This is a genomic window from Stenotrophomonas sp. YJH_SMC_133 (assembly GCF_059370655.1).
The window spans coordinates 131,975-158,318 of sequence record NZ_JCAFTW010000006.1 but is presented as its reverse complement, the minus strand read 5'-3'; the positions used below and the strand labels follow the sequence as shown (position 1 = coordinate 158,318).

At 65.4% G+C, this 26,344-nt stretch carries 22 protein-coding genes; 9 read left to right on the top strand and 13 right to left on the bottom strand.

Translation table 11 applies throughout. The annotated features are described in order from the left end of the window. Positions 1–25 precede the first annotated feature (25 nt). Positions 26–394 (bottom strand): hypothetical protein, encoded by a 369-nt coding sequence (locus tag AC5P78_RS10470; RefSeq protein ID WP_134946164.1) that lies wholly within the window; start codon positions 392–394, stop codon positions 26–28. A 40-nt stretch (positions 395–434) separates the two neighbouring features. Then, positions 435–866 (bottom strand): BLUF domain-containing protein, encoded by a 432-nt coding sequence (locus tag AC5P78_RS10465; protein WP_043033421.1) that lies wholly within the window; start codon positions 864–866, stop codon positions 435–437. Between the two features lie 170 nt (positions 867–1,036). Between AC5P78_RS10465 and AC5P78_RS10460 the strand changes: the two genes are divergently transcribed. Then, complete coding sequence (locus AC5P78_RS10460) at positions 1,037–1,282, top strand: hypothetical protein (RefSeq protein WP_012480318.1); 246 nt, start codon at positions 1,037–1,039, stop codon at positions 1,280–1,282. A gap of 392 nt (positions 1,283–1,674) precedes the next feature. Here AC5P78_RS10460 and AC5P78_RS10455 read toward each other — a convergent pair whose 3' ends face one another. Further along, positions 1,675–2,544 carry a methylenetetrahydrofolate reductase gene (locus AC5P78_RS10455; protein WP_099527467.1) on the bottom strand — a complete coding sequence of 290 codons (870 nt, stop codon included), beginning with the start codon at positions 2,542–2,544 and terminating at the stop codon, positions 1,675–1,677. Beyond that, the gene (locus AC5P78_RS10450) at positions 2,544–3,458 is read right to left on the bottom strand and encodes a LysR family transcriptional regulator (RefSeq protein ID WP_033834231.1); all 915 of its coding nucleotides are present in this window, start codon (positions 3,456–3,458) and stop codon (positions 2,544–2,546) included. Before AC5P78_RS10450 ends, AC5P78_RS10455 begins: the two co-directional genes overlap by 1 nt. 75 nt (positions 3,459–3,533) lie before the next feature. Here AC5P78_RS10450 and msuE point away from each other — a divergent pair, with 75 nt between their 5' ends. Genes msuE through AC5P78_RS10435 form a run of 3 tightly spaced genes read left to right on the top strand, consistent with a single transcriptional unit; the run spans position 3,534 to position 6,229 of the window. Then, positions 3,534–4,121: an FMN reductase gene (gene msuE / locus AC5P78_RS10445; RefSeq protein ID WP_012480321.1), complete on the top strand. Its 588-nt coding sequence runs from the start codon at positions 3,534–3,536 to the stop codon at positions 4,119–4,121. 56 nt (positions 4,122–4,177) lie between these two features. Next, the gene (locus AC5P78_RS10440) at positions 4,178–5,155 is read left to right on the top strand and encodes a DUF1852 domain-containing protein (RefSeq protein WP_414498205.1); all 978 of its coding nucleotides are present in this window, start codon (positions 4,178–4,180) and stop codon (positions 5,153–5,155) included. Positions 5,156–5,194: 39 nt separating this feature from the next. Further along, complete coding sequence (locus AC5P78_RS10435; protein WP_012480323.1) at positions 5,195–6,229, top strand: methionine synthase; 1,035 nt, start codon at positions 5,195–5,197, stop codon at positions 6,227–6,229. Here the strand turns inward: AC5P78_RS10435 and AC5P78_RS10430 are convergent. From AC5P78_RS10430 to AC5P78_RS10415, 4 genes are all read right to left on the bottom strand, one after another. Beyond that, positions 6,186–6,767 carry a hypothetical protein gene (locus tag AC5P78_RS10430; RefSeq protein WP_087802665.1) on the bottom strand — a complete coding sequence of 194 codons (582 nt, stop codon included), beginning with the start codon at positions 6,765–6,767 and terminating at the stop codon, positions 6,186–6,188. The two genes, AC5P78_RS10435 and AC5P78_RS10430, sit on opposite strands and share 44 nt — an antisense overlap. A 71-nt stretch (positions 6,768–6,838) precedes the next feature. Then, complete coding sequence (locus tag AC5P78_RS10425; RefSeq protein ID WP_012480325.1) at positions 6,839–7,651, bottom strand: S1 family peptidase; 813 nt, start codon at positions 7,649–7,651, stop codon at positions 6,839–6,841. Between the two features lie 245 nt (positions 7,652–7,896). Continuing rightward, a complete protein-coding gene (locus AC5P78_RS10420) occupies positions 7,897–9,045 on the bottom strand; it encodes a serine hydrolase domain-containing protein (protein ID WP_043033420.1) in 1,149 nt (382 codons plus the stop codon). Positions 9,046–9,173: 128 nt separating this feature from the next. Next, entirely contained in the window at positions 9,174–10,178 is a 1,005-nt protein-coding gene (locus tag AC5P78_RS10415) for an extracellular catalytic domain type 1 short-chain-length polyhydroxyalkanoate depolymerase (protein ID WP_043033419.1), read from the bottom strand. Positions 10,179–10,374: 196 nt separating this feature from the next. Here AC5P78_RS10415 and AC5P78_RS10410 point away from each other — a divergent pair, with 196 nt between their 5' ends. The 4 genes from AC5P78_RS10410 to AC5P78_RS10395 are packed head-to-tail and all read left to right on the top strand — an operon-like array spanning position 10,375 to position 17,323. Continuing rightward, the gene (locus AC5P78_RS10410) at positions 10,375–12,573 is read left to right on the top strand and encodes a TonB-dependent receptor (RefSeq protein ID WP_414498203.1); all 2,199 of its coding nucleotides are present in this window, start codon (positions 10,375–10,377) and stop codon (positions 12,571–12,573) included. 32 nt (positions 12,574–12,605) lie between these two features. Beyond that, positions 12,606–13,484: an alpha/beta fold hydrolase gene (locus tag AC5P78_RS10405; RefSeq protein ID WP_043033416.1), complete on the top strand. Its 879-nt coding sequence runs from the start codon at positions 12,606–12,608 to the stop codon at positions 13,482–13,484. Beyond that, complete coding sequence (locus tag AC5P78_RS10400; protein WP_012480330.1) at positions 13,481–13,957, top strand: MaoC family dehydratase; 477 nt, start codon at positions 13,481–13,483, stop codon at positions 13,955–13,957. The genes AC5P78_RS10405 and AC5P78_RS10400 overlap by 4 nt, the downstream gene beginning before the upstream one ends. A gap of 36 nt (positions 13,958–13,993) precedes the next feature. Then, positions 13,994–17,323: a hybrid sensor histidine kinase/response regulator gene (locus AC5P78_RS10395; RefSeq protein ID WP_111687291.1), complete on the top strand. Its 3,330-nt coding sequence runs from the start codon at positions 13,994–13,996 to the stop codon at positions 17,321–17,323. Positions 17,324–17,327: 4 nt separating this feature from the next. On the opposite strand, the gene AC5P78_RS10390 is transcribed toward AC5P78_RS10395, so the two are convergent. Next, positions 17,328–18,002 carry a response regulator transcription factor gene (locus AC5P78_RS10390; protein WP_049395992.1) on the bottom strand — a complete coding sequence of 225 codons (675 nt, stop codon included), beginning with the start codon at positions 18,000–18,002 and terminating at the stop codon, positions 17,328–17,330. A gap of 129 nt (positions 18,003–18,131) precedes the next feature. Between AC5P78_RS10390 and AC5P78_RS10385 the strand changes: the two genes are divergently transcribed. Continuing rightward, positions 18,132–19,778, top strand: a complete 1,647-nt coding sequence (locus AC5P78_RS10385) for a fatty acid--CoA ligase (protein WP_012480333.1) — start codon at positions 18,132–18,134, stop codon at positions 19,776–19,778. Positions 19,779–19,797: 19 nt separating this feature from the next. Here AC5P78_RS10385 and AC5P78_RS10380 read toward each other — a convergent pair whose 3' ends face one another. The 4 genes from AC5P78_RS10380 to AC5P78_RS10365 form a co-directional block, all read right to left on the bottom strand. Beyond that, positions 19,798–20,397: an NADPH-dependent FMN reductase gene (locus AC5P78_RS10380; protein WP_414498202.1), complete on the bottom strand. Its 600-nt coding sequence runs from the start codon at positions 20,395–20,397 to the stop codon at positions 19,798–19,800. 220 nt (positions 20,398–20,617) lie between these two features. Then, positions 20,618–22,384, bottom strand: coding sequence for a wall associated protein (locus tag AC5P78_RS10375; RefSeq protein ID WP_099596854.1), 1,767 nt, complete (start codon positions 22,382–22,384; stop codon positions 20,618–20,620). 117 nt (positions 22,385–22,501) lie between these two features. Further along, entirely contained in the window at positions 22,502–23,245 is a 744-nt protein-coding gene (locus AC5P78_RS10370; RefSeq protein WP_005409753.1) for a FadR/GntR family transcriptional regulator, read from the bottom strand. A 102-nt stretch (positions 23,246–23,347) separates the two neighbouring features. Beyond that, a complete protein-coding gene (locus AC5P78_RS10365) occupies positions 23,348–26,239 on the bottom strand; it encodes a TonB-dependent receptor (RefSeq protein ID WP_414498199.1) in 2,892 nt (963 codons plus the stop codon). Positions 26,240–26,344: the final 105 nt, after the last annotated feature.

Here is a 26,344-nt window from a genome sequence, read left to right as displayed (position 1 = left end):
GGAGTGAATGCGGGTGATGGCGTGGTCACGCCATGGTGCGCCGATACAACTGATCGAGCGTAGCCGTGCGAACCAGGCGGCCGCGATTGTAGAAATGCAGCACCGGCTCGCTCAACGTCACGTCAGCCGGAACCAGGTTCATGCCTTCGCAGCCGACCACGACCGAGCCCCATCGTCCGACGGGAACAACCCGCGATGCCATCCGGGTATCAGCGAGGCATCCTGGCCCGATTCCTGTGGCATTACCCGCGTTGAATTGACGGCTGGATCCGAATCGGTACAGAGATTCCGCGCGGGGGGAGCATGCCGTGAACCTCTCCGGCGGCAGCAGCGGGGCATCGGCAAGCGCCGGGCCCGCAGCAAATGCGGCGATGAGCGTGATGAAAGCCTTCATGTCGCTGCACATCCCAAGGGAGCGGCCGCCGAACCGCAAACTAAGCGGCGTGCACGTAGGGCTCAACCGCGGCGGCCAGCACATCGATACCCCACGCAGAACCCGCAATCTCCTCGGGCTGGCTTCTCTTGAAGCGTGACCAGTCGGCCCTGGCAAGCCTGCCGACCAGAAGCTGGTCGGCAGGAAGCTGGTGCATCGACCAATAGGGGAACTGCCGGGTAGAGACACGTCCCCGGGCCAGCTCCACCACATCCGTGTGGCTGGTCGATTGCAGCACCCGCTCGTAAACGCTGGCCACCCCATCTTCCGGCCCTTCGAAGTACTGCACGAATCGCGTGCCGTCATGCAGCAGCACGCCTGTCACCCCTGCAAGCTTGTTGAACCTCGCGGCATCGGTGACGAGTGCTTCCAGGCGGTCAATCGAAAGGCCTTCAACGGCCTGGCTTGCGTATACAACGGCCCGGATGGGCATGGACTTCGCCTTGAATGCAGGGCCACGTCGGCACCTATTCACACTCTAGCACCCGGCGCAAGTCCGGGCCGTGATGCGTATTCTTAATTCTTCAGAATACGGTTCGCGCCTAGCAGCGCGACAGGCGGCATGATGAACGCCCCCATACGTTCAGGGCTTTATTCATCTTCATGCGCGACATCGGACAGTTCTATGTAAACAGCGTCGAAGGAGTGGCGCGTGAGGATGGCACCCTGCTGCAGGTCACCCGGATCGATTGTTCCTGCCTGAAGTGTTCAAGGCAGTTCCGCGCCATTCCTGATCATGGCCTCGTCGATCTCAACGGCGCTGCTTCGCTCAGTTGCCCAGGCTGTGGCAACCACCAGTCCGTCAGCCGGGCGCGGCTGGAGGAGTTCGTGCTGCGTAGTGATGCATGAGCTGAAGCGCGCCGCTTCTCGACACTGTGCCAACCCTGTCGACACCTTCGCCTCGCATCTTCCCGTAGTGCACCCACAACGGCGTTCCAATGAGTCATACCGGCCTATTCAAGATCAGGGACCTCACCTACACGCCAGGCGCGGAGGGCGACCTGGCCCGTGCCCTGCAGATCGAAGCCACCTGCACGGCCTGCGGCGCAACCAGCGTCTGGGGCGAGCAGGAAATGGAGCATGTGCGAGGAGGAACCGTGCTTGCGTGCCGGGCGTGCGGTACGCGCCAGGCCATCAGCAATGCGGGCCTGATCAGTACCCCGTCAGGGATACGCCACCGCCGGGGCTGAGCGGGGCGGCACCGGGTCATGCGCTGCCCGGCAGGCACGATTGATGGCCTGTCAGCGGCGGGCAACCGATGGCAGCGCCCGATGCTGGTTGATCCAGTCCAACGACTGGGCAATTCCACCGAACGGAAAGAAGTGCGGGCTGACCAACCCGTGGGCATCAGTCAAACCGCCCGCCAGACGGTCCACGAACACCTCCGGGCCCGCGCTGCCCAGCAACCGGCCGATCGAGATGCCATACCGGGACAGCATCAATGCACTGGCCCCCACCCCGCACATTGCGGCGTAGCGTACCAACCGCGCGATGCTTGCCGGGCCCGGCACGCCAACGAGCACCGGAACGTGGATGCCACGGGCGCGCAGCGCGTGCAACCAGGCCAGGACGATGTCGGCATCGAAGGCGAACTGCGTGATGATCATTGGCGCCATGCCGCGCGCTTCGATGGACTGGCACTTGTGTTCCAGTACCTGCCAGCACGCGTCACTGCCCAGGACCGGATGGCCATCGGGGTGACCGCCGATGGCGACGACCTTGATACCGGCCCTCTCCAGAAGGCCGCTCTCGATGATCGAAGCGCTGTCAGCAAACGGTCCGGCGGGCGTGGCCAGGTCGCCGGCGATCACCAGGCACTGCGCTGCTCCGGCCTCGTTGGCGGCGCGCTGCAGGAACCGTTCAAGCACCGTGCGCGACCGGATGCGGCGGGCCGAAAGATGCGGCATCGGCTCGAAGCCAAGCGCGCGCACCGTGCGCGCGGCGGCGAGGCGTGCGTCGTCATCCTCACTGGCCAGCCAGGGAATGGAGATCGTTGTGCCGCGCGGTATGCGGTCGGCCTCGGCGCGCAGCGCGGGCATGGACTTCGCGCTGACCTCCAGTGAAAAGGTGTTGATGAAGGCTTCCGCCCGCAGTGATCCAGGTGCAGCCATCAACGGGCTCCGCCTGCATTGCCGGCCAGTGGCGAGCTGTTCCGCGCCAGTTCGATGAAGGCCTGCAGGTAGTCGATGCTGGTATCGGCCTCGCGCGCACCCAGATAGATCTGCTTGGGAATGCCCTTCGCACCGAGGCGCACCGGCACCACGTCCATTCGGGTGGCGTACTCTTCCACCAGCCAGCGCGGCATGGCGGCCACGCCACGACCACTGGCCACCATCTGCATCATGATGTCGGTGGTCTCAATGGCCTTGTGCCGGCGCGGCGTAATGCCGGCCGGCAGCAGGAACTGGTTGTAGATGTCCAGCCGCTCGAACGGCACCGGATAGCTGATCAGCACTTCCTGGCCGAGCTGGCGCGGCTTCACGTAATCCACCTTGGCCAGGGCGTGGTTCCTGGCCACCACCAGCACCTGCTCGTAGTCGAACACGGGAATGAACTTGAGGCCTGGCTTGAGCAGTGGATCGGGGGTAACCAGCAGGTCGATCTCGTAGCCGAACAGCGCGCCGATGCCGCCGAACTGGAACTTCTGCTTGACGTCCACATCCACATCCGGCCACGCGGCCAGGTACGGCGAGACGATCTTCAGCAGCCACTGGTAGCAGGGATGGCATTCCATGCCGATGCGCAGCGCGCCGCGCTCGCCCTGTGCGAACTGGCCCAACCGCTCCTCGGCCAGATCCAGCTGCGGCAGCACGCGGTTGGCGACGGCCAGCAGGTATTGCCCGGCCTGGGTCAGGCGCAGGCTGCGGCCTTCGCGCAGCCATACATCAGTGCCCAGCTGCTGTTCCAGCTTCTTCATGCTGTGGCTCAGGGCCGACTGGGTCAGGTTCAGTACGCCGGCGGCCGCGGTAAGCGAGCCCTGCTGCTCGACCTGCTGCACGATGCTGAGGTGGATCCGCTCCAGCATGACGATGAATCCTGCTCATGGATAGGTGAAGTAATACCATTTTACGTCATGGAAGGGCATGGCTAGCATCGGGTCATGCTTTCACCTGCCCGCCCCCTTCGAATCGTCGCCGTGTCCGGCGGATTGCAGCGCCCCTCCAAGGCCGCCACCCTGGCCGAGCATCTGATGGGCCTGATCGGCGAGGACATCCACAGCGAGCAGCACCTGGTCGAACTGGGCGAACTGGCCCCGCAGCTGGCCGGTGCGCTCTGGCGTTCGCAGTTGCCCGACACCGTGGAACGCCAGTTGACCACCGTCGAGCAGGCCGATGTGCTGGTGGTGAGCACGCCGGTCTATCGCGGCTCGTACACAGGGCTGTTCAAGCATTTCTTCGACTTCGTCCACCAGGACGCACTGGTCGACACCCCCATCCTGCTGGCCGCGACCGGCGGCAGCGAGCGCCACTCGCTGGTGATCGACCATCAGCTGCGCCCGCTCTTCAGCTTCTTCCAGGCGCGCACCCTGCCGCTGGGCGTCTACGCCACCGACCGGGATTTCGCCGACGGTCGCGTGCACAACGACGCCCTGGTCGAGCGCGCACGGCTGGCGGTGCGGCGGGCCATGCCGCTGCTGGACCTGCCTCGCCAGCGCCTTGCCGACCTGGAAGCGGCCGCAGCACTTTGAATGCCGGATGCCCTCGCCCGCATCCGGATGTCACCCCGCACTACGGAACGCCACCCATGACGACCGACACCTTCACCTTCAGCATCACGCAGATCCCCTTCAACGAGGATTACCAGCCTGCCGACGGGACGCGCATCACCACCAATTTCGCCAACCTTGCCCGCGGCGCGTCCCGCCAGGAAAACCTGCGCAACACGATCAGCATGATCAACAACCGCTTCAACGATCTGGCGCACTGGGACAACCCCAGCGCGGATCGCTACGCGGTCGAGCTGGACATCATCTCGGTGGAGATGCACATCGGCAGCAGCGGTGGCGGTGATCCGTTCCCGCTGATCGAGGTGCTGCGCCCGACCATCGTCGACACCCGCACCGGCGCGCGCATCGAAGGCATCGTCGGCAACAATTTCTCGTCCTACGTGCGCGACTACGATTTCAGCGTGGTGCTGCCGGCCAGCAACGAAGGGAAGGCCACCTTTGGCATCCCGGAGGGCTTTGGCGACCTGCATGGCAAGTTGTTCAAGCATTTCCTGGAGTCCGAGGCCTACCGCACCAACTTCAGCAAGGGGCCGGTAATCTGCATCAGCGTATCCAGCAGCAAGACCTATCACCGCACCGAGAACCACCACCCGATCCTGGGCGTGGAATACCGCCAGGGCGAGTTCTCTCCCACTGACCAGTACTTCGACAAGATGGGCCTGCAGGTGCGCTACTTCATGCCGCCGGGCAGCGTCGCACCGCTGGCGTTCTACTTCCAGGGCGACCTGCTGGGCGACTACTCGAACCTGGAGCTGATCGGCACCATCAGCACGATGGAGGCCTTCCAGAAGATCTACCGCCCGGAGATCTACAACGCCAATTCCGTGGCCGGCAAGGTCTACCAGCCCAGCCTGAAGCACCAGGATTACTCCTCCACCCGCATCGTCTACGACCGCGAAGAGCGCAGCCAGCTGGCGGTCAAGCAGGGCCGGTTTACCGAAGAACACTTCATCAATCCGTACCGCGCCGTGCTTGAGCAGTGGGCTGCCCGCTGATTCATTGATTCCCCATTCGCCCCCAGGAAACCAGACGCAATGTCGACGAAGAAACTGCTTCCCACCTCCACCGCAGGCAGCCTGCCCAAGCCCTCCTGGCTGGCCGAGCCCGAGAAGCTCTGGTCACCCTGGAAGCTGCAGGACGACGGCCTGACTGAAGGCAAGCAGGATGCACTGCGCCTGTCCCTGCAGGAGCAGCAGCACGCCGGCATCGACATCGTCAGCGACGGCGAACAGACCCGGCAGCACTTCGTCACCACTTTCATCGAGCACCTCAGCGGCGTCGATTTCGAGAAGCGCGAAACGGTCCGCATCCGCAACCGCTACGATGCCAGCGTGCCGACCGTGGTCGGCGCCGTGAGCCGTCCGAAGCCGGTGTTCGTCGAGGATGCGAAGTTCCTGCGCCGCCAGACCACGCAGCCGATCAAGTGGGCCCTGCCCGGCCCGATGACCATGATCGATACGCTGTACGACGCGCACTACAAGAGCCGCGAAAAGCTGGCCTGGGAGTTCGCGAAGATCCTCAACGAGGAAGCGAAGGAGCTGGAAGCCGCTGGCGTCGACATCATCCAGTTCGATGAGCCGGCCTTCAACGTGTTCTTCGACGAAGTGAACGACTGGGGCGTGGCCGCGCTGGAGCGTGCGGTTGAGGGCCTGAAGTGCCAGACGGCGGTGCACATCTGCTACGGCTATGGCATCAAGGCCAACACCGACTGGAAGCAGACACTGGGCTCGGAATGGCGGCAGTATGAAGAATCGTTCCCCAAGCTGCAGACCTCCAGCATCGATATCATCTCGCTGGAATGCCAGAACTCGCACGTGCCGATCGACCTGATCGAACTGGTGCGCGGCAAGACGGTGATGGTGGGCGCCATCGACGTGGCCTCCAATACGGTGGAAACGCCGGAAGACGTGGCCAACACGCTGCGCAGGGCGCTGCAGTTCGTGGATGCCGACAAACTCTACCCAAGCACCAACTGCGGCATGGCGCCGCTTGCACGGGAAGTGGCACGCGGCAAGCTGCGCGCGCTCAGCGAAGGGGCCAGGATCGTGCGTGAGGAGCTTTCGGCGTAACCCTGGCTGGGGAGGTGTTCCCGTTTCGGTGCGGCGAGGATGGATTCTGGCCGGGCACAGACCAGGTTCCACCTCGTCCCTGCACCTCGGGCCTGGCGGCCATCACGCGCGGCCGTGGCGCCAGCGCTTCCTTGATCCGCCCCATCTCGCTTGCGCCGGCCTCGGCCAGGCGCCGGGCCTGCTGCCGCTGCGTCCGGGTCAGTGGCGGCGCGAACACGGCGCCCGGTTCGGGTGCACTCTGCACCAGTCGGGCGACGGCGTCACGCAGTGGCAGTTGTGGGCAGAGCCGCGCCGCGCACCAGCGCTCGGCGTAGCGCTTCGCCTGGCGGGCGCTGGCGACGGACACGACCTTGCTCTGTGACATCCTGCGTGCGTCCAGTTTCAGGCGGAACCCGAGCACGGCATGCGGCACGATACTGGCCACCGAACGGCCGTTCCACCACAGATCCCAGCGCTCGCCGCTCTGCACCCAGCCGGACGGCCGGGTGACGATCATGAAATCTGGACGGTGAAATGATGAGCCCATGATGGGAAGCATACGAACGCTCGTCGCACCGGCTGAGATCAGGGTAACGCCCCCCTGCACTGCTACGCCTCCACGAAAAGCAATCAATGTGACGCGTCACGGCTGATGCTTTCGATCCAGTCGATGTAGCGCGATACGCGAACGTTGTAGACCACCTGGCCATAGAACCCCGCCTCGAGCGCATGCTCTGGAACCGCAGTGATCCACGAACCAAGCCCCACCAGCTGCGGCGTTCCGTGATCATCAATCACCAGCGGACCGCCGCTGTCACCGTTGCCGAGAACCCCCTCCAGCGGCAGGGCCTGCGGTGGCGGATCGAACCGGTACCAGAGATACCGTTCGTTGCCGCCGGTAATCGCGTTGAATGCCCGCCGCAGGGTCGTGCGATGCGGGCCGCCCGGCACCAGCCCTACGACGCCATTGCCGGTAGCCCCCTTTCCTATCAGGGCCGCGATCTGCGCGACTTCGGCAGCACCGCGATAGAGCGCTACGGGCTGTACATCCTTTACAGCAGTCGCAAGCCTGATCAGTGCGATGTCATCCGATGCTGCCAGGAACGCGTGGATCCTGGAGGGATTTCCTGTCGCCAGCGCCTCCTTGCCCAGGGCCTCCGGCATTCTTCTGAAACCGGGATGCACAAAGACGCGCTCGACCGCATAGGCGCGTCCATTGATGGAGATGGATTCTTCCATCCCTTCCATGGGTGCCGCATGCGCTGCGGTCAGTACCCAGCGCGGGGCGATGAGAACGCCATGTCCTTCACCCGGCATGTCAGCCAGCGCCGGGAAGACAGAGGCATCGATCTGATACCGGGCGTCGTCAACGTCATCACGGATGACCACGGCACCGGCAGTGAACGGGAGCGCAGCAAGCGCCAGGAAAAGCCAGCGGTTCATGGGGTCGTCATCCCTGCGGTCGATCGCTATAGCCTAGCCGAGGGCATTGCCGCGGCGCAGACCATGCGACCAACGATGATATCCAGCGACGAACGCCAGGAATGCGAGCGCAAAGCCCTGCGGCCGACAGCCGCCGGGGCCGAGCAGTCTGTCCAGATCGGTTCCAGGCTTGTCCGACACGTCGTCCTGCGAAGCCACATTGGTCCACGGACCGGGCCGCGTGGGCCCGAGCCTCAGCGGGAGGTTCAACGCGCCGCGATTCTCCCGACCAGGGTATCGATCGCCGCCTCCATGGCACGCGCGGTCCGGTCGCCGCTCTGGTTGGTGATCACGAAGATGCCCAGATCGTGCTCCGGCATGATGTAGATGTAGCACTGCGAGCGTGGAACGCCACCGTGGTGGGCGTAATAGACACCCTTCTGGCGATCGCCAGCGACGATGTTCCAGAAATAGCCAATGCTGAACTCGTCGTCGAATCTGGCCAGAGTGCGATGCGATTCCTGCACCACCGGGCCGTTGGCCAGCTGGAACTGAAGGTATTTCACCATGTCGGGCACTGTTGCCTTGACGTTGCCGGAAGCGCCCCATGGCAACTGTGGCATCGGCGAGGTCGGCACCGGATTGTCGCTGTGGTAGCCGATGGCAAGACGGTCTTTTTCCGCATTCCCCAGCTTGATCCCGATGCTGGTCATTGCTGCGGCATCGCTGAAGAAGCCACGCAGCAATGACGTGTAGTCGGTCTTGTAGACGCCTTCCAGAATGTGGGCCGTCAGCTCCGTCCCAGCACTGGAGTAGGCGTACTCTTTCCCGGGCATCCGTGGGATCCGCACGGCGTGCAGATCCCGCAGGAAATCCGGCTTGCCGTAATGCGCATAGAGGGCACTGAGTTCACCGGGCACGCGGTGATCGGTGAAGTCCTCCAACACGGTGTTCGCCCGCTCCGGCAGCATGTTCGGCAGGCCACTGGTGTGTGACAGCAGGTGACGGACCCGTATGGGCTGGCCCTGGTACTGCAGGTTCGGATAGTCGCCCTGCAGGTAGCTGCGAACGTCATCCTCCAGGCCCACCCTGCCCTCAAGCACCGCACGGGCCATCAACGTGCCCGCCAGGGTCTTGCTCAGCGAGCCGATCTCATACAGCGTTGCGTCGGTCGGAACATCGGGCTTGCCGGCTACCATCTCGCCGCGGTGACGGATGAAGGTCTTGCCCCGGTACACCACGCCGATGGAGGCCGAGTGCAGCAAAGGCTGTTCAATCAGGGCATGGGCCGCCTCGTCGACCGCCGCCCCCACATCGTTCGGCGGTGCCTTCCTGCCCTCGCAGCCGACGGCAAGGAGCACTGCGGATAGCACGACGGCATTGAGCCATTGCCGGTTTCGGGCAGTCGTTGACATGGATTCCATGCGCCGGCGCTTGAAGGTCGTGGGAACGGGCGCTCACGATAATCGATTGCCATGAGCGGCTGAAGGTGCCATCCGGCACATCCGGTCGCGCCCCTCCCTGGAAGGCCCCCTGCCCCCCGTCAGCGCTGGTAGTCCTTCAGGAACAACCAGGTGATCAGCGTGGCGTCCGGCCCCTTCGGGTCGGTGAATGGCAGGCCCGACTGGCTGCCGCTCCAGGCATGCCCCATGCCCTGCACCACGTAGTGCTGGACCAGCGTCCTGCCACCGTAGGCGTAGGTGTCGACGGTATACCCGCGGCCGCCCGGCACCTGTCCGTGATAGGTGCTGGTCGGCACGTATTTCACCGAGTCGTTGTCCAGGCCGTCGTCGGCCAGGTCATTGGTCTGCAGGAACTGGCGCACGGCCTGCTGGCCGTTCACCGGATTGACGGTGAGATCGGCGCTGCCATGGAACACCAGCACCGGCAGCGGTCGCGGCGACGGCGAACCCGAGCACTGCCACGCCAGGCGGCCATTGCTGTCCGGCGAATAGATGCTGCCGGCCAGCAGTGCGTAGGCGCTGCCGGAAATCGTGGTCGCGCCCTTGAACATGCCACCGGAGTGGATGGCGCCGGCAGCGAACACATCCGAATAGCAGGCCAGCATGATCGAGGTCATCGCACCACCTGCCGAAATGCCGGTGACATAGACCCGGCGCGGATCCACGCTGTAGTCCGCTTTCACCTTGTCCACGATGCCGGCCAGGATCGACGCTTCGCCGCTGTCGCGGGCCTGGTTGATCGGCAGCTGCCAGTTCCAGCAGCGGGCCGGATTGGAGGTGACGTTCTGCCGGGGGTAGACCACGATGAACCCTTCGGTGTCGGCCACATCATTGAAGCCTGACGCCTCCCCCATCAGGTTGGGCCCGTTGACGCAGCCGTGCAGCACCAGCAGCAACGGTAGCGGCTGCTGGTCATCGTAGCCCGCCGGCACCCACACCTGGTACTCGCGGGCGCCGAACAGATTGCCGTACAGGCCAATGTCCCAATGCCCGGCCGGGCCTGCGGCAAGGGCACTGCCCGCCATCGCCAGCCAACTGCACAGCACCAGCAGTACAACCTTGATCGAATCGATTCCGGATTTCATGGCCAGATCCTCATGCGTGAGTCGTGGATGAAGTGGTACCGGGACGCGCTTCCGGCTGGGGGCGCGCCCAGTATCCGCATCCAGCGGCCGCTGCCGACTGGACCTAGGTCCACTCGCCGCTGCGTGATGACACCGCTAGCCTTGGCTGCAGGATGGCAATGGGCCATCTGCAAGCAGCTGCCTGGGGGATGATCGAATGAAACGGAATTGCCTGAGTCTCATGATCGGCGCATTGCTGGCCTCCGGGCCGGTACTGGCACAGGAAACGCCCCAGGCCACGCCGACGGCGGCCAGGACCGCTTCACCCACCAACCTGGACAGCATCAAGGTCACCGCGCGCAAGCGCGAGGAAACCCTGCAGGAGGTCCCGGTAGCGGTTACCGCATTTACCTCCGAAGCGCTGGACAAGATGAATGTCCAGGACATCAGCGACCTGGATGCGCAGGTACCCAACCTGACCATCTACGCCGCCCGCGGCGCCAGCAGCACGGTCACCGCCTACATCCGTGGCATCGGCCAGTCCGATCCCACCTGGGGCGCCGATCCGGGTGTTGGCATCTATCTGGATGACGTCTACATCGCACGTCCGCAGGGCGCGCTGCTGGACGTTTTCGACGTCTCGCGCATCGAGGTGCTGCGCGGCCCGCAGGGCACGCTCTACGGCAAGAACACCATCGGCGGCGCGATCAAGTACATTTCGCGCGGCCTGCCGACCCAGACCGAGGGCTTCGCCCAGATCACCGTGGGCAACGACAGCCAGCTGGATGCGAAGGCGGCCATCGGCGGCCCGATCGGCGGTGCCGACAGTGGCCTGCGCGCCCGTGTGGCGGTGGCCAGCATGAACCACGACGGGTTTGGCGAGAACACCTTCAACGGCCAGCCGGTCAGCGACAAGCAGATCAACGCGGCACGCCTGAACCTGGGCGCGTATGCGGGCGACGACTTCGACGTGCAGTTCGCACTGGACTGGATCGACGATCAGTCCGGCATGCGCGGCTCGAAGATGCTGGCACCCAATCCGTTCCTGCGCGCCTACCCGCCGATGGACAGCCGCTATGACATCCGCTCGGGCATGCGCAACCTCAACAACGTGGAGAGCAAGGGCGCCTCGGCCACGGTGAACTGGCGACCGAACGAAGACATCGCTGTGAAGTATGTGGTGGCCAAGCGTGAGTCGGACAGCGAGGCCAACATCGACTTCGACACCACGCCGATCAAGCTGGCCGACGTGGGTGGCACCTACCACGACGACCAGGTCAGCAACGAAGTGCAGTTGAACTACGATGCCGGCGGCCGGGTGCGCGGTGTGGTCGGCCTGTACCAGTTCAGTGGCGAGGCTGGCGGGCAGATCCAGAACAACTATTTCAGTGCCCAGTTCGCCGACAACCAGGGCAAGGTGCTGACCGACAGCATCGCGCTGTATGCGGACTGGACCTTCGACCTGACCAGCAGACTGAAGCTCGATGTCGGCGCCCGCTACACCGACGAGGACAAGCGCGCGATCGTGCTCAACCGCCTCTACGCCGACCCGGGCTTCAGCCGGCCGGTGGCGGTGACCGCCGATTTCGACAAGAAGACCAATTTCAGGAACGTCTCGCCCAAGGTCTCGCTGGACTACCAGATCACTCCGGACATCATGGTCTATGGCCTGGCGACGCGTGGCTTCAAGTCCGGCGGCTACAACATCCGCGCCAACGCGGTGGCGGTACCGCGCTCGGCGGAGCCGTTCGATGACGAGACCGTGGACAGCTATGAGGTCGGCAGCAAGATGGCCTTCCTCGACCAGCGCCTGTTCCTGAACCTGTCAGCGTTCTACAACAAGTACAAGGACATCCAGCTGTCGGTGTTCACCGGCCTGGATACCAATGGCGATGGCATCGATGATTCCTTCTTCGGCGATTTCACCAATGCCGGGGCCGGTACCGTCAAAGGCTTGGAAGTCGAGTATCAGTACCTGCCCAGCCAGCACTGGCTGATTTCCGGCAACCTGGCGTGGCTGGATACCAGATACGACGAGTACATGGACCGCGGCATCAACGTGGCCAGGCAGATGAAGTTCACCAATGCGCCGAGGTTCTCCGGTGCGTTCAACGTGGAATACCGCACCGACCTGGCCAACGGCAGCAACCTGTCGGCAAGGGTGAGCTACAGCTACCAGAGCGAAGTGTGGCCGACCACCGACCTCAGCCCGGTGATCCGCCAGCAGGGTTACGGGCTGGTCAATGCCGGCGTCATCTGGCGCCTGGATGATGCGTGGACCTTCTCGCTGCAGGGCACCAACCTGGCCGACAAGGAATACCGCACTACTGGCTACAACATTCCTGCAGTCGGCACGCTGATTGGCTTCTATGGTCCGCCGCGCCAATATGGCCTCAGCGTCCGTTACGATTTCTAGCGCATCCGTTACGATCTTCAGGAAGCTTCTGCATGACGCAGTCTTACGACGACCTGTACTGGAACAGCGACGATGGCCTGCGCCTGCACGCGCGCGACCATGCAGCGGATGCCCGGCAGGCGCCCCGCGGCACCGTGGTCTGCATTCCCGGCCTGACCCGCAATGGTGCCGATTTCGATGCACTGGCCGAAACACTCACCGCCGAGGGATGGCGCGTGATCGCCGTCGACCTGCGTGGCCGCGCCGGTTCAGAACGTGCGCATGATCCGTCCAGCTACAACCCGCGCACCTACGCAGATGACATGGTCGCGCTGCTGCGCGCGCAGAACATCGACAAGGCGGTGTTCGTCGGCACCTCACTGGGCGTGCTGGTGACCATCACCCTCGCTTCGCGCGCGCCCGAGCGGGTCGCGGGCGCGGTGCTCAATGATGCCGGCCCCAGGGTGCCGCGTGAGGCGCTGGCACGGATCGGCAAGTATGCCGGCAAGCCGGTACCGCCGATGGACCTGGTGCAGGCCACGGCCTACGTGGAATCCATCGGCAAGGCCGCGTTCCCGCGCTTCAGCACCGACGACTGGCGGCAGATGGCGGTGCGCACCTTCCGCCCGCGCAGCGATGGCCTGCTGGAACTGGACTACGACCCGGCAGTGATCCGCACCACCCGGCCATGGCTGCTGTGGCTGTTGCGTCCGCTGCTGTGGCGTGCGGTTCGCGGGCTGACCGCCCGGGTGCCGGTGCTGGTGGTGCGCGGCGCGCTGTCCGACATCCTGCCGGCCGATGTGGCGCGGCAGATGGCGGCCACCTCGGAAAGTGCCCGTCTGGTGGAAGTGCCCGATGTCGGCCACGCTCCGATGCTGTCCGAACCAGAGGCGCGTGACGCGATCCTTGCCTTGCTGGAGCGTGTGGCGTGAGTGCGGACAGCGACCTGCCTCCCGCCCTGCAGGCGGTGCAGCAGTGGGCCGCCAGTGAGCGGCTGAGTGGCGTGACCTGCCTGGACCAGGCGCGCATCGATGCCTTTGCCGACGCGACCGGCGACCACAACTGGATCCATGTCGATCCAGCGCGGGCACAGGCGCAGATGCCGGGCGGGCGTACCATCGCACACGGCTTCCTGCTGCTCTCGCTGACGGTGGAGGACGATGTGGCCGCCCTGGCCGGCTTCCCCGGCATCGCCCATGTGCTCAACTACGGCTTGAACAAGGTCCGCTTCCTGGCGCCAGTGCCGAGCGGGTCCGAGGTGCGGGTACGCTCGCAGCTGGTGTCACTGGATGCGCGCCAGCCCGGCCAGTGGCTGCTGATCCAGCGCAAGGCCGTCGAGCGGGTCGCCGATGGCGAGCTGGCACTGGTCGCTGAGCAGCTGTCACTGATCGTGATCACGCCCTAGCACCACCCCGCCCGATTCTCTCCCTACACTGGAGCGATGTTGACGCCCTCCATCGTCCTCTTCGCCTGCATTGCGTGGACCGCACTGCTGTTTGGCGTGGCGCTGTGGGGCGAGCGCCGGGGGCACCGGCTTTCGAAGGCATGGCCGCTCATCTATGCACTGTCGCTGGCCGTGCACTGCACCGCGTGGACCTACTACGGTGCGGCCTCGCAGGGGCGGCAATGGGGTTTCCCCATTCCACCAACCCTGGCCGGCATGGCGCTGATCTTCGCGTTCGGCCTGCCGTTCCTGCTCCGTCTCGGGCGGCTGGCCAAGCAGCACAACAGTGCCACCATCGCCGATCTGGTCGTTGCACGACTGCGTGCCGATCGCGGCCTCGGCTTCACCATCACCCTGGTGGCGCTGTTCGGCATCATTCCGTACATCGCACTGCAGCTGAAAGCCGTCAGCCAGGGGCTGGGCACCCTGCTGGGTGATGGGTTCGCGCCTGCCGGTGCGCAGCTGGACATGTCGTTCTGGTTCGCGCTGACGATGGCCGCGTTCACCCTGCTGTTCGGTGCACGCAAGGCCTCGGCCACCGAGCCCAACCGCGGCATCGTGGTCGCGCTGGGCCTGGAGTCCGTATTGAAGCTGGTGGCGCTGCTGGCCATTGGCCTGTATGCGGCGTTGTCCGTACACAAGGCCGGCACACCGCTGCTGGAGAAGATGGCGCAGCTGCCACCACCGGCCATCGTGCCGGACTATCTCACCATGGTCGCGCTGGGGGCGATCTCCGCGTTCACCCTGCCGCACCAGTTCCATGTTGGCGTGGTCGAGCTTCGCCAGACATCGGACCTGAAGACGGCACGCTGGATGTTCCCGGTCTACCTGCTGCTGATCGGCCTGCCGTCGGTGCCGATGGCATTGGCCGGCGCCGCGCAGCTGCCGGCCTCGGTATCGCCTGACCTGTACGTGCTGGCGCTGCCGCAGGCCGGCGGCCATCATCTGCTGGCGCTGCTGGCCTATCTGGGCAGCCTGAGCGCGGCCACCGGCATGATGATCCTGTCCGGGCTGACGCTGTCGATCATGCTTGGCAACCATGGATTCGGTTCGCGCCTGCTCGGTGGCATCGGGGGCGGCGTGGCCAATGCCGATCTGCGCCCGCGCGTGCTGGCGTTCCGCCGTGCCGGCATCCTCGCCGTGTTCCTGATGTCGTGGCTGTACAGCCGCGCGATGAGCGACACCGAGGCACTCAGCGATTTCGGCCTGATGTCCTTCACCGCCCTCTCGCAGCTGGCACCGGCTGTGCTGCTGGCGGTGTATCGCCCACGTACGCCCTCCGCGGCCATCATCGCCGGCATCGTGCTGGGCTCATTGGCCTGGCTGTGGCTGGTACTGCTGCCGATGGTGATCCCGGCCGCGACGCCGTCGGTCGGCGCCGACGGGCTGCACTGGTTGTCGGTGGTCTCGCTGCGCGTGCAGCCGGGCCATATCGCCATCAGCATGGGGGCCAGCCTGGCGATCAACCTGCTGACCGTGGCCCTGGTGTCGCGGGCCGTGCGTCCGTCATTGCCGCGGCGGCGGGATGCGGTGGCTGCGGCGTCCCTGCGCAGGACCGCCGGACGCTTCCTTGGCCAGGAGCGTGCGCGCCAGCTGCTGGAGGGCCACGCCGGGCAGATGCTGGATGAAGACCGGGTCACCGCCGTCGAGCGTGAGCTGACCGCCGTGGTGGGCGCAGGCATGGCACGGCTGCTGGTCGAAGCCGCACGCGAGGGCGGCGCCGCGCCGCTGGATGCGGTGACCCGCGCCGTCGGCGAAGCTACCCAGGTGCTGCGCTTCAACCAGCGCCTGCTGGAAGCTGCGCTGGAGAACATGAGCCAGGGCATCAGCGTGGTCGATGCGCAGCTGCAGCTGGTGGCCTGGAACAGCCGCTACGCCGCGCTGTTCAAGTTCCCGCCGGAGCTGCTGCAGGTCGGGCAGCCGGTGGTCAACCTCACGGCGTGGGCACTGGGGCAGCTGAAGATCGGCGATGGCCCCGGCGACACGCCCACCAGGGCGTTGCAGCGCCGCGTCGCGCATATGCGCCGTGGCACGCCACACCTGTCGGAACGGATATTTCCCGATGACACCATCGTCGAGATCCGCGGCAACCCGATGCCGGGTGGCGGCTATGTAGCCACCTTCACCGATGTCACGGCGTTCCGTCGCGCGGAGGATGCGCTCAAGCGCAGCAATGAAACGCTGGAACGCCGCGTACAGGACCGCACCGCGAGGCTGCAGCAGGCGGTGCAGGAGGCCGAGCGCGCGAACGCGGCGAAAACCCGCTTCCTGACGGCGGTCGGCCATGACCTCATCCAGCCCCTGCATGCGGCCCAGCTGCTGACCGAGGCGATGTCGCAGCACATCGAATCCGAGTTCCTCGACAGTTTCCTGCGGCAGATCCGCGGCGCACTGGATTCCACCGATGACCTGCTGTCCGGCCTGCTTGATATTTCGCGACTGGAAGCCGGTGGGTTGGTGGCCGATCCGCGCCCGTTCGCGCTGTCGACGGTGCTGGATCCGCTCGCGCAGGAGTTCGCGGTGCTGGCGACGGCGCGCGGCCTGCAGTTCCGCCATGTGCGGAGCCAGGCCTGGGTCCATAGCGATCCCCTGCTGCTGCGCCGGGTGCTGCAGAACTTCCTGGCCAATGCCATTCGCTACACCCGCCATGGCGGTGTGTTGCTGGGTGTGCGCCGCCAGGGGCAGGCACTGATGATCGGCGTGCATGACACCGGCCCCGGCATTGCTCAGGAGCAGCAGGCGGTGGTGTTCGAGGAGTTCCACCGGGTCGACCGCAGCAACGGCCAAGGACTGGGACTGGGCTTGACCATCGCCCACCGCATCGCCGATCTGCTGCATGCACCCTTGCACCTGCGCAGCGTGCCCGGGCACGGCTCGGCCTTCTCGATCAGCGTGCAACGCGCAGCACCGCCAGTGACCCCGCGCAGTTCGGCACCGACGGGTGGCAGCAACGCCCTCAAGGGTATCCGCATACTGGCAGTGGACAACGACCCGGACGCGCTGGAGGCGATGCGGCAACTGCTGCTTTCCTGGGGCTGCGACGTCATCGCGGCAGGCAGCGCCGATGCCATCGGGCCCTCAGCGCACGAGGCGGCGCTGTGGCTGTTCGACTATCACCTGGATGACGGCGATACCGGTGTTGCGCTGTGGCAGCGGCTTGCGGACATGCATGGACCGCGGCCGACGGTGATCCTCAGTGCGGATACCGGCAGCGATACACGCGAGGCGGTGCGCGGCGCTGGGCTATCCCTGCTCAACAAGCCGTTCAAGCCGTTGGCGTTGCGCTGGGCGATCAACCACCTGCTGGCGGCCACTGCCACGCGCTGACCGTTCAGGGCTCGGGCAGCGCTTCGATCAGCCGGGACGGATCGGCCAACCCCATTTCGTGCAGCACGCGGATGGCCTGCGCGCGGTTGCGTACGCCCAGCCGCTCCATGATGCGTGTCATGTGCGCCTTGACCGTGCGCAGCTGTACGCCCAGCCGGTCGGCAATCTGCTTGTTGAGCAGGCCCTCGGCCACCAGCCCCAGCACTTTGTATTGATGTGCGGACAGGCTGGCCAGGCGCGCGGCGAGGTCGGCATCCCTGCTGAACGGCGCTACCCGCGCCACCGGCTCGCGCAGCAGCGCCGGGATCCAGCGTTCGCCCTCCAGCACGGACTGCAGCGCGGACTGCAGCTCGTTCAAACCCGAGCTCTTGGGCAGGTAGCCCGCGGCGCCGAGGTCGATGGCGCGCCGGATCACCTGCGGCTCCTCGTTGGCGGAGACGATGATGATCGCCAGGCCCGGCTGCAGCGCACGGATGGTCGCCAGCCCGGCCAGCCCATGGTTGCCCGGCATGTGCAGGTCCAGCAGCATCAGGTCGATCGACTGGTTCTCGATCGCCTCCAGCACGCTGTCCAGTGAATCCGCCTCGCTGATCTGCAGATCGGCGACCGCCTCTTCCGCCGCGCGATGCAGTGCCGCACGGAACAAGGGGTGATCATCGGCGATGAGCAGGGTTGGCATGTCCTGGCGAGATTATCAAATCGGCTGCGCGCGGGAACAGGTACCTAGGTACGCTGGTACAGCAGGAAGGGCTTGATAGTGTGGTGCGGAGAAGGCCGGCGACCGCAACGCCGCCCACGAGGAAATGCCATGTCATCCGCCCCCACTCCCGATGCCCATGCCTATCCACTGCTGATCAAGCAGCTGCTGCTGATGCCGCTGGCGGTGAGTCCTGAACAGGAAATCGTCTATGGCGACCAGCTCCGATTCGATTACCGCACCCTGCAGGCGCGCATCGGCCAGCTGGCCGGCCTGTTGACCTCGCTGGGCGTCGGCCACGGCGACACGGTGGCGGTGATGGACTGGGACAGCAACCGCTACCTGGAGGCCTACTTCGCGGTTCCGATGATCGGTGCGGTGCTGATGATGGTGAACGTGCGCCTGGCCCCCGAGCAGATCGCGTACACGCTGAACCACAGCGGCGCGCGGGTGATCCTGGCCAATCGCGAGTTCCTGCCACTGCTGGACGCCATCGACGAGCAGCTGCCGGACCTGCGCACGCGCATCCTGCTGGACGACGCCGGTGGCCCGCCGCCGCCAGGCTTCGCCACCGAGTACGAAGCGGGGTTGCGCGGTGCCACGCCGGTCGTCCGCTTTCCGGACTTCGACGAGAATGCCCGTGCCACGGTGTTCTACACCACCGGAACCACCGGATTGCCCAAGGGGGTCTATTTCAGCCACCGGCAGCTGGTGCTGCATTCGCTGGCGGCGATGGCCGCGCTCGGCGGCGCGCCCCGCCAGGGCCGCCTGCATCGTGACGATGTCTACATGCCCATCACCCCGATGTTCCATGTGCACGCGTGGGGCCTGCCCTACGTGGCTACCGCGATGGGCATCAGGCAGGTCTATCCGGGGCGCTACCTGCCTGCGAAACTGCTGGCGTTGATCGCCCGCGAAAAGGTGACCTTCTCGCACTGCGTGCCAACCATCCTGCACATGCTGCTGGAGCACCCGGACGCCGCGCAGACCGACCTGGAGGGCTGGAAGGTGATCATCGGCGGTGCCGCGCTGCCCCGTGCCCTGGCGCAGCGCGCACTGGCGCGGGGCATCGACATCTTCGGCGGCTATGGCATGTCCGAGACCTGCCCTCTGCTCACCATCGCCCAGATCGACGTGGACAGCGTGACCGATGCCGACGAGGTGCTGTCACTGCGCACCAAGGCCGGCATTCCGGTGCCGCTGGTGGACCTGCGCATCGTCGACCCGGACATGGGCGATGTCGTCCACGATGGCGTCGCCACCGGTGAAGTGGTGGCGCGCGCCCCCTGGCTGACCCAGGGCTACCTGCACGATCCCGAGGCTTCGGCAACGCTGTGGGCGGGCGGCTACCTGCACACCGGCGACATCGGCAACATCGACGAAGCTGGCTACCTGCGTGTCACCGACCGCATCAAGGACGTGATCAAGACCGGGGGCGAATGGATCTCCTCGCTCGCGCTGGAAGACATCATCGCGCTGCACCCGGCGGTCAGCGAGGTCGCGGTGATCGGTATCGCCGACACGAAATGGGGCGAGCGGCCATTGCCACTGGTGGTCACGAAGCCGGGAAGCCATGTGGCCGAAGCGGAGATCATCGAACTGGTCGCGGCGCGCAGCCGTTCCGGAGACATCTCACGCTATGCGATCCCGGAGCGCGTGAGCTTCGTGGATGCAATCGAGCGGACCAGCGTGGGCAAGATCAACAAGAAGAAGCTGCGCGGGCTGCATGATCCAGTCCTTGGCACCGGCGGGCGATGACGGCCTCTGCCGGCACCGCTCAAGCGCGCGACGCCCCACCCTGCAGCAGCTGGACCCAGCTCTGGAATCCCTCCAGGAAGCGCTGCAGGCGCTTGCGCGTCGCCGCGTCGAAATCTTCCGCGTCATCGTCGTAGGCGGCCGCTGCTTCGGCCACATAGAGCTGTGGCGAGGCCATGGTCAATGCGCCCATGGCGGTCAGTGTATGGCGCAGCTGCGACTGTGCCAGTTTGGTGCCCCAGTGACCCGGCGTAGCGCCGATGATCGCCACCGGCTTGGCCGAAAGGACCGTGCGGTACTCGGCATCGTCGCGGGACAGCCAATCAAGCGTGTTCTTGAGTACGCCGGGCAGTGACTGGCTGTACTCCGGCGTGGCGATCAGCACGCCGTCAGCGGATGCAATGGCCGCGCGCAGGCGCTTGACCCCGGCAGGGCCGGCCGGGTCGGCGGCTTCCAGGTCTTCGTCGAACAGCGGAATATCGGCGATGGTGTCATGCACGGCCAGCAGCAGGCCCGCAGGCGCGGCGCCTGCTGCAGCCCTGACCAGGCGCCGGTTGTAACTGTTGCTGCGCAGGCTGCCGGCAAACGCCAGGATGTTCAGCGGTGGAGGGTTGTCGGACATGCGGGATTCCTGGAATGAGTCGGTGCGGGGTCACGGGCCAGGCATCGACAACGCGGGTGGGCCAGGGCCAGACTGGATCTGCAGAGGATCACGGTTCCGGCGGTGTAGTGCCTTCGTTCTTGCTGCTCCCTTTTCCAGGGCGAACAGGGCGCGGCGGGGCGGGGCGATCCAGCACGTGCCACTGCCCGCGTTGCGGCCCCTGTCCTGCCACACCGTACGCCTACTGCACGGGCTGGCTGGCTTCAGTGATGGACACAGGTCGTGCCATGCTGTCGAACATATTGACCTTCCAGATGTAGCGTACGCCATCCTGTTCGATGACCTTCTGCAACAACGGTATCTGCTTGGCTGCGATGATTCCGCTGGCACGCTGATATGCCGGTCGCCCGGCCAATGCCGGATAGCTGCCGGAAGCGTCAAGCTGATAGCTGAGGGTGGTGGCGCGGCCCGGCTGGACCGAGGAAAGCAGATAGCCTTCGTCCACATTGAATCGATTGCCAAAGGTGTGCCGGGTGGTGACGCCCTCTGCATCCTTGACGTCCACCCACTTCGTGGCCGGCGAATTGGCCTGGCACAGTTCCTTGCTGCCGTCGGCATAGCACCCGTTGGCCGGGCCGTAACTGTAGGCCCACGTATAAGGCTGGTCGATGCCCGGCCCGGTGACTGTCCTGGAAACCAGCGACCACGTGTAGTACCTGGCGGGCGTGTATTCGATCGAGTCGAGGAACCCGCTACCGGTGCTGTCGGGCATATTGCAGCCATAACGCGCCCACGAGCGGCCATGCAGCGTCGGCTCGAAGCGATACTTCGCCACTGCACCACTGGGATGGCGGATCGAACCGGAATGGCCGTAGGTCACCACACCCGGATTCCGGCAGAAACCCCGCTCTGCGGGAACGGCACCGGCACCCATGGTGCCTACGTTGAACCCCGTAGTCTGCCAGTAGGACTGGTCCGGGAAGGTGACCTTGTAGCCACCCACCACGGTACCGTAGGTCCACGTCCTCCCGCCCGCACGGACCGCGCTCACTTCGCTTGGCAGCGTGCTGGGCGATCCAGCCGTCCATTCGAGATCGACGGTGCGGCCATCGTTGGCTGCGATGCGCAGCAACTGCCGTGGATTTGCCGGATCCCACGTGTAGGTCACCGAATTGCCAAACCGGTCTCGGGCACTGGTCGGAAGAATATGGAACTCCTGCCGGAAAAGAACGAACTCGAACTCCGTAACCGAGCCGAAGTTTCCCCGCGAGTATCCCTTCTTGATCAATGGTGGTCCGCTACCAAGGCTGGCCATATGATTGAGCGTATAGGTGATACCGGCAGGCGTCGTGACTTCGAAGCCCTCACCCGCCCCATCGTCCATGGCGACGCAGCGGATGACATTGCCGCTCTTGGTTCGCATCGGGTAGGCATGGCCTGTACTCGGCACCGGCCATTCGTTGCTTTGCGCGAGTAGATCCTCGTCACCGGTCTCTGGCAGGTAGAGCTGCGTTCCATGCCAGAACTCGTCGGAGTTGAAGTACTCGGTGAATGTCCCCGGCCCTGTCGGCGTCTGTGCCTTCACCGTGACGATCTCGGTTGGAGGCGGGGTGAACTTCGAACAGCGGTTGAGCGGCTCGGCCACCACGTAATTCTTCCATCCCCCCTGGGTGCTGAACGTTCCATGCACCCTGGGCAGGGCCAGGTCCCACACCCCGAACATGCCCAATCCCTGCCGGCCCTGCGCACCTGCAACCAAGCGCCGCTTGATGCCCACCTCCAGCGCACTGTTGCCCGGCAGGTCGACGTCGGTCTGCAGAAATTCCACCGAGCCGGTAAACAGCCCGATCCTTTCCCCGAACATGTCACCGGTATCCAACTGCAGAATCTGCCCGCGGGCATTCAGCGCCGCCGCGTAATCCTCCATCACCGTCGAGCCGCGGTTGGCGCTCGACGCAGGCAGGGCCGTCATACACAGCAGCGCAGCTGCCGCGATCCTTGCGTACATGGTGTCCCCCTCGTCGACGAAGCAGAGCTTACTTCGCGCTCGTCGGCACCGGCAAGGATGATTCCCCGCACGTCACAGCGTCCTGACCCGCCCCGGCGGCCCTGGAAACGCCGTTACTCAGATACGCGTCGTGGCCATGAACCGTTCGCGGTCCTGCTGCGTGCGGCGGCGGATCTCCTCCAGCGCCTGGCTTTCGGTCGCCTGCAGCATGGCCTCGAACAGGCGCTGGAAGTGATGGCGCATCGCATTGCGCGCGGCCACCGGATCGCGCGCGCGCAGGGCCTCGAAGATCGCCATGTGCTCGTCGGCACGGCTGGCGCCATCATCATGGCAGACCCGTGCGTAGACCTCGGTTACCCGCGGCAGTTCGCTGCGCATGCGCCAGATCTGCTGCACGAAGAACTCCACCACCGGGTTGCCGGAAAGCCGTGCGATGGCCAGGTGGAAACGGCGGTCGTACTCGCCGGCTTCCGCGTCGCTCAGGTCGCGACGGCACAGCGCTTCGGCCAGCGCCTGCAGCTCGGCAATGCCGGCATCATCCAGATTGCTTGCCGCCAGAGCGGCGGCCTCGGCCTCGAATACCGCGCGGGCAGCGGTGAGGTCGAAGGCGCTGACATCCGGCAGCCCGCCGGGCGCCTGCGTCGGGCGCGGCTTCACATGCACGCCCGATCCGATGCGGATGGCGATCCAGCCCTGTGCTTCCAGTGCGATCTCGGCTTCGCGGATGGTGACCCGGCTGACACCGAACCGTTCGGCCAGCTCACGCTCGCCCGGCAGCCGCGAGCCCGGCGGAAATTCGCCGTCCTCGATCAGCTTGCGGAGCTTGGCAGCGATGGTCTGGTAAAGGCGGTTGGCGGACATGCGGCTGACCCTTGGCGATTCCTTCCCGGTCCCTGCCCTGCCACCGCGGCCGGCAAGGGTCCGGTTGGAGCGACGGCGCGACCACTGGCCGCGCCGCCCTGTTCAGAACTTGTATCGTACACCGAAATACGCACGCCGCCCGTAGGTCACCACTTCGCGGAAGTTCCCATAAAGCGGCTGGTAGGCCACGCGCGGCTCGTTGGTCAGGTTCATCAACTCCAGCGACAGCGACAACTGCTTGTTCACCCGGTAGCGCAGGCGCAGGTCCACGCTGGTGTTGTCATCGTAGTAGCGGTTCTGCTGCGCGGTGTTGCCGGTGAAGTCCTGGTAGTAGTGCGAGCGGAACTTGCCGATGGCCTGGATGTTGAAGCGCCCGACGTCCCAGTAGATCGAGCCGGACAGGACGTGCCGCGAGAAGCCGCTGAGGCCCGCCGGCGGCACGATCGCCGGAATGATCGTGCCGTCACTGGCCAGCTGCTCGCCCAGTCGCGAGTCCTGGGTCCGGTAGTCGGCATCGGCGTAGTTGTAACTGACCTTGAAGCCCAGTCCGTCGAACGGCTTGGGCAGGTACGACAGTCGATGGGTGGCGGTCAGCTCGAAGCCGGTCAGCGTGCTGTCCTCGTCGGTGGTTACCTGCTGGCGTACCGGCACGGTCACGCTGTGGCCGTCGATGGTGTAGGTCTCCGGCACCAGCGCAGTGGCGGTGCCGCCGTTGAACTGCTTCCAGTACACCGCGCCGGCCAGCATCGTGTCCGGGTTCGGGTACCACTCCAGTGACAGGTCGCCGTTCCAGGACATCAGCGGCTGCGCGGCGGGGTTGCCGCTGGCGCTGATGTCATCCAGCGCGTCGGCCAGATTGCCGTAGGTGGCATCACTGCTCACGTTGATGGTGCGCCCGGCACCCAGCGCGGCGATGTCCGGCCGCGACATCGCGCGGTATGCACCGACCCGCAGCAGCACGTCCGGGCGCAGTTCGAAGGCCGCGTTGAGGCTGGGCAGCAGCTTGTCGTTGCCCGCCTTGAACACCTGCGTGCTGTACTCGCCGGTGGGTTGCAGGCGTATCGTGCCGTCACCATTGTCCTCGATACGCAGCCCGGTACGCACGCCTTCGGAGCGAACGTCGGTCTTGACCCAGCGCAGGCCGAGGTTGCCGGTCACCGGCAAGCCGAACAGGCTGCTGCTGAACTCCCCCATCAGATAGAGCGCGCGTGTCTTCTCGGTGATATCGACATTGTTCGGATCCTGGAAACCCGGATCCAACCCACTGTCGAGGCTGCCACGGAACGACTGGTACAGGCAGTTCGGATCGAAGTACGCCCACGAGGAGATCGTGTTGCCGCTGGCGGCATCCATGAAGTCATCCTGCGGGAACGGCGCGCGGCAGGCCCGGTTGGCGGCGATGATCTTCGCCTTGTCGGCCGCCACGCGCTGGTCGTAGTCGGTTACCAGGGTGTTGTCGCGCAGACGGTAGTCAGCCTGGCTGGCACGCACGCCACCCTTGATGCGGGTAAAGAAACCGGACTCGGGCATGAAGCTGGCATCGAAGCGGCCGGCCTTGATCCTGTGGTCGTTCTCCGTTGCGCTGGAGGTGACGCGCGCCGCGCCGGTGTAGGCGTCCCAGTTGTTGGGGTCGAAGTTCGGCGCCAGCGCAACACTGGGCACTTCGCCGTGCCAGTCCCAGTCATAGTCCACGTAGCCGGTGGCACCACTGCTGATGCCCGGCACGATGGCATTGTTGACGTCGCGCTGGTTGGCACGCAGGCGGGTCATGCGCTCGCTGTCGAGGCGATTGGTGTGCGAGTACGAAAGATCGGTGGACAGTTCCCAGGCCGGGGTCGGTCGCAGGATCAGGTTCAGGCCACCCCCGGTGTACTCCTCGCCACGCCAGTAGCGGTTTGAAGTGGAATCAATCGAGGTGCTCCCATGCAGGTGGCGCACGATGCCGTCCTCGTCCACCTCGCGCCGGGTGATGCCACGGCGGGCGTTGGACAGGCTCAGGTCGCTGCGGTTCTCGTACCAGTTGCGCTCGGTGTGTTCGAAGTCGAGGTTCACTTCAACTACGTCATTGGGCCGCCACTGCAATGCGGCGAACTCGCTCTGCCGGTCGTTGCGCTCCTGCTTGAGCCGGTAGATGCGGCTGCTTGGCACCAGGTAGTACGGCGCGCCGTTGGCGATGGCCTGCGCGGACACTTCATTGCAGTTGGCATTGCCCACGTTCTGCGTGCCATCGCAGGCATACCAGGTGGAACCGCTGGTGATGCTCTCTTCCGGGTCGGTGCCGTCCAGGCGCTGGAAGCCCAGCGAGATGCCCAGCTTCTGCCCGTTGCCGAACTCGAACTGGTCGATGTAGCTGGCGGTGCCGCGATAGCCGATGCCGTCGTCGTCGCGGTACTTCTTGTCATACTCGGCCCAGCTGCCGCGCAGGTCCAGCTGCGCCGCACGCTTGCCGTACTCCAGTGGGCGCACTGTTTCCAGGCCGATGGTGCCAGCCACGCCGCCTTCGATGATGTCGGCGCGCTGGGTCTTGTAGATGGCCACCGTATTGATCAGCTCGGCGGGGAACATGTTGAAGTTCACCGAGCGGTCGCCGCTGCCGTTGGTGATCTCGCGGCCATTGAAGTTGGTGCTGCTGAGGAAGGCGCCCAGGCCACGGATGGAGATTTCCGAAGCGCCGGTCTTGTCGCGGGTCGAAGCGGCGCCGGTCAGGGTCTCGATCGCATCGGCCAGCGAGGGCGCCGGCAGGTCGCCGATGTCATCGGCCGAGAGCACGTCGGCAATGACCGTGTCATCGCGCTTCCTGTTGATCGAACTCTGCATCGATTCGCGGATGCCGGTGACCTGCACCTGGTCCAGCGTGGCGGGATCCTGCCCTGTCGCGTCCTTGCTGGATTGCGCCTGGGCCGTGGACAGGCCCGCCAGCACGGCGAGCAGCGCCACGATCAGGGGTGTGGGGGACAACGAGATGCTGTGCACTGCTCCGGCGGGTCGCCGCATGGTTTCCTCCTCCCAAAGGATCGCCTGCATGCCAGGCGTGGGACGCAGCTTCGGCACGACGACATGAAAATGTCAACCAATTGGTATGCGATTGTTCAAATGCCT

What these genes read in the sequence shown, in the direction of transcription:
- AC5P78_RS10405 (WP_043033416.1), top strand. Translation starts at nt 12,606, where the DNA reads ATGACGCAGTCTTACGACGACCTGTACTGGAACAGCGACGATGGCCTG.
- AC5P78_RS10410 (WP_414498203.1), top strand. Translation starts at nt 10,375, where the DNA reads ATGAAACGGAATTGCCTGAGTCTCATGATCGGCGCATTGCTGGCCTCC.
- AC5P78_RS10425 (WP_012480325.1), bottom strand. Translation starts at nt 7,651, where the DNA reads ATGAACCGCTGGCTTTTCCTGGCGCTTGCTGCGCTCCCGTTCACTGCC.
- AC5P78_RS10370 (WP_005409753.1), bottom strand. Translation starts at nt 23,245, where the DNA reads ATGTCCGCCAACCGCCTTTACCAGACCATCGCTGCCAAGCTCCGCAAG.
- AC5P78_RS10395 (WP_111687291.1), top strand. Translation starts at nt 13,994, where the DNA reads ATGTTGACGCCCTCCATCGTCCTCTTCGCCTGCATTGCGTGGACCGCA.
- AC5P78_RS10420 (WP_043033420.1), bottom strand. Translation starts at nt 9,045, where the DNA reads ATGTCAACGACTGCCCGAAACCGGCAATGGCTCAATGCCGTCGTGCTA.
- AC5P78_RS10380 (WP_414498202.1), bottom strand. Translation starts at nt 20,397, where the DNA reads ATGTCCGACAACCCTCCACCGCTGAACATCCTGGCGTTTGCCGGCAGC.
- AC5P78_RS10435 (WP_012480323.1), top strand. Translation starts at nt 5,195, where the DNA reads ATGTCGACGAAGAAACTGCTTCCCACCTCCACCGCAGGCAGCCTGCCC.
- AC5P78_RS10430 (WP_087802665.1), bottom strand. Translation starts at nt 6,767, where the DNA reads ATGCTTCCCATCATGGGCTCATCATTTCACCGTCCAGATTTCATGATC.
- AC5P78_RS10415 (WP_043033419.1), bottom strand. Translation starts at nt 10,178, where the DNA reads ATGAAATCCGGAATCGATTCGATCAAGGTTGTACTGCTGGTGCTGTGC.
- AC5P78_RS10385 (WP_012480333.1), top strand. Translation starts at nt 18,132, where the DNA reads ATGTCATCCGCCCCCACTCCCGATGCCCATGCCTATCCACTGCTGATC.
- AC5P78_RS10460 (WP_012480318.1), top strand. Translation starts at nt 1,037, where the DNA reads ATGCGCGACATCGGACAGTTCTATGTAAACAGCGTCGAAGGAGTGGCG.
- AC5P78_RS10440 (WP_414498205.1), top strand. Translation starts at nt 4,178, where the DNA reads ATGACGACCGACACCTTCACCTTCAGCATCACGCAGATCCCCTTCAAC.
- AC5P78_RS10465 (WP_043033421.1), bottom strand. Translation starts at nt 866, where the DNA reads ATGCCCATCCGGGCCGTTGTATACGCAAGCCAGGCCGTTGAAGGCCTT.
- AC5P78_RS10470 (WP_134946164.1), bottom strand. Translation starts at nt 394, where the DNA reads ATGAAGGCTTTCATCACGCTCATCGCCGCATTTGCTGCGGGCCCGGCG.
- AC5P78_RS10365 (WP_414498199.1), bottom strand. Translation starts at nt 26,239, where the DNA reads ATGCGGCGACCCGCCGGAGCAGTGCACAGCATCTCGTTGTCCCCCACA.
- AC5P78_RS10450 (WP_033834231.1), bottom strand. Translation starts at nt 3,458, where the DNA reads ATGCTGGAGCGGATCCACCTCAGCATCGTGCAGCAGGTCGAGCAGCAG.
- msuE (WP_012480321.1), top strand. Translation starts at nt 3,534, where the DNA reads ATGCTTTCACCTGCCCGCCCCCTTCGAATCGTCGCCGTGTCCGGCGGA.
- AC5P78_RS10375 (WP_099596854.1), bottom strand. Translation starts at nt 22,384, where the DNA reads ATGTACGCAAGGATCGCGGCAGCTGCGCTGCTGTGTATGACGGCCCTG.
- AC5P78_RS10390 (WP_049395992.1), bottom strand. Translation starts at nt 18,002, where the DNA reads ATGCCAACCCTGCTCATCGCCGATGATCACCCCTTGTTCCGTGCGGCA.
- AC5P78_RS10455 (WP_099527467.1), bottom strand. Translation starts at nt 2,544, where the DNA reads ATGGCTGCACCTGGATCACTGCGGGCGGAAGCCTTCATCAACACCTTT.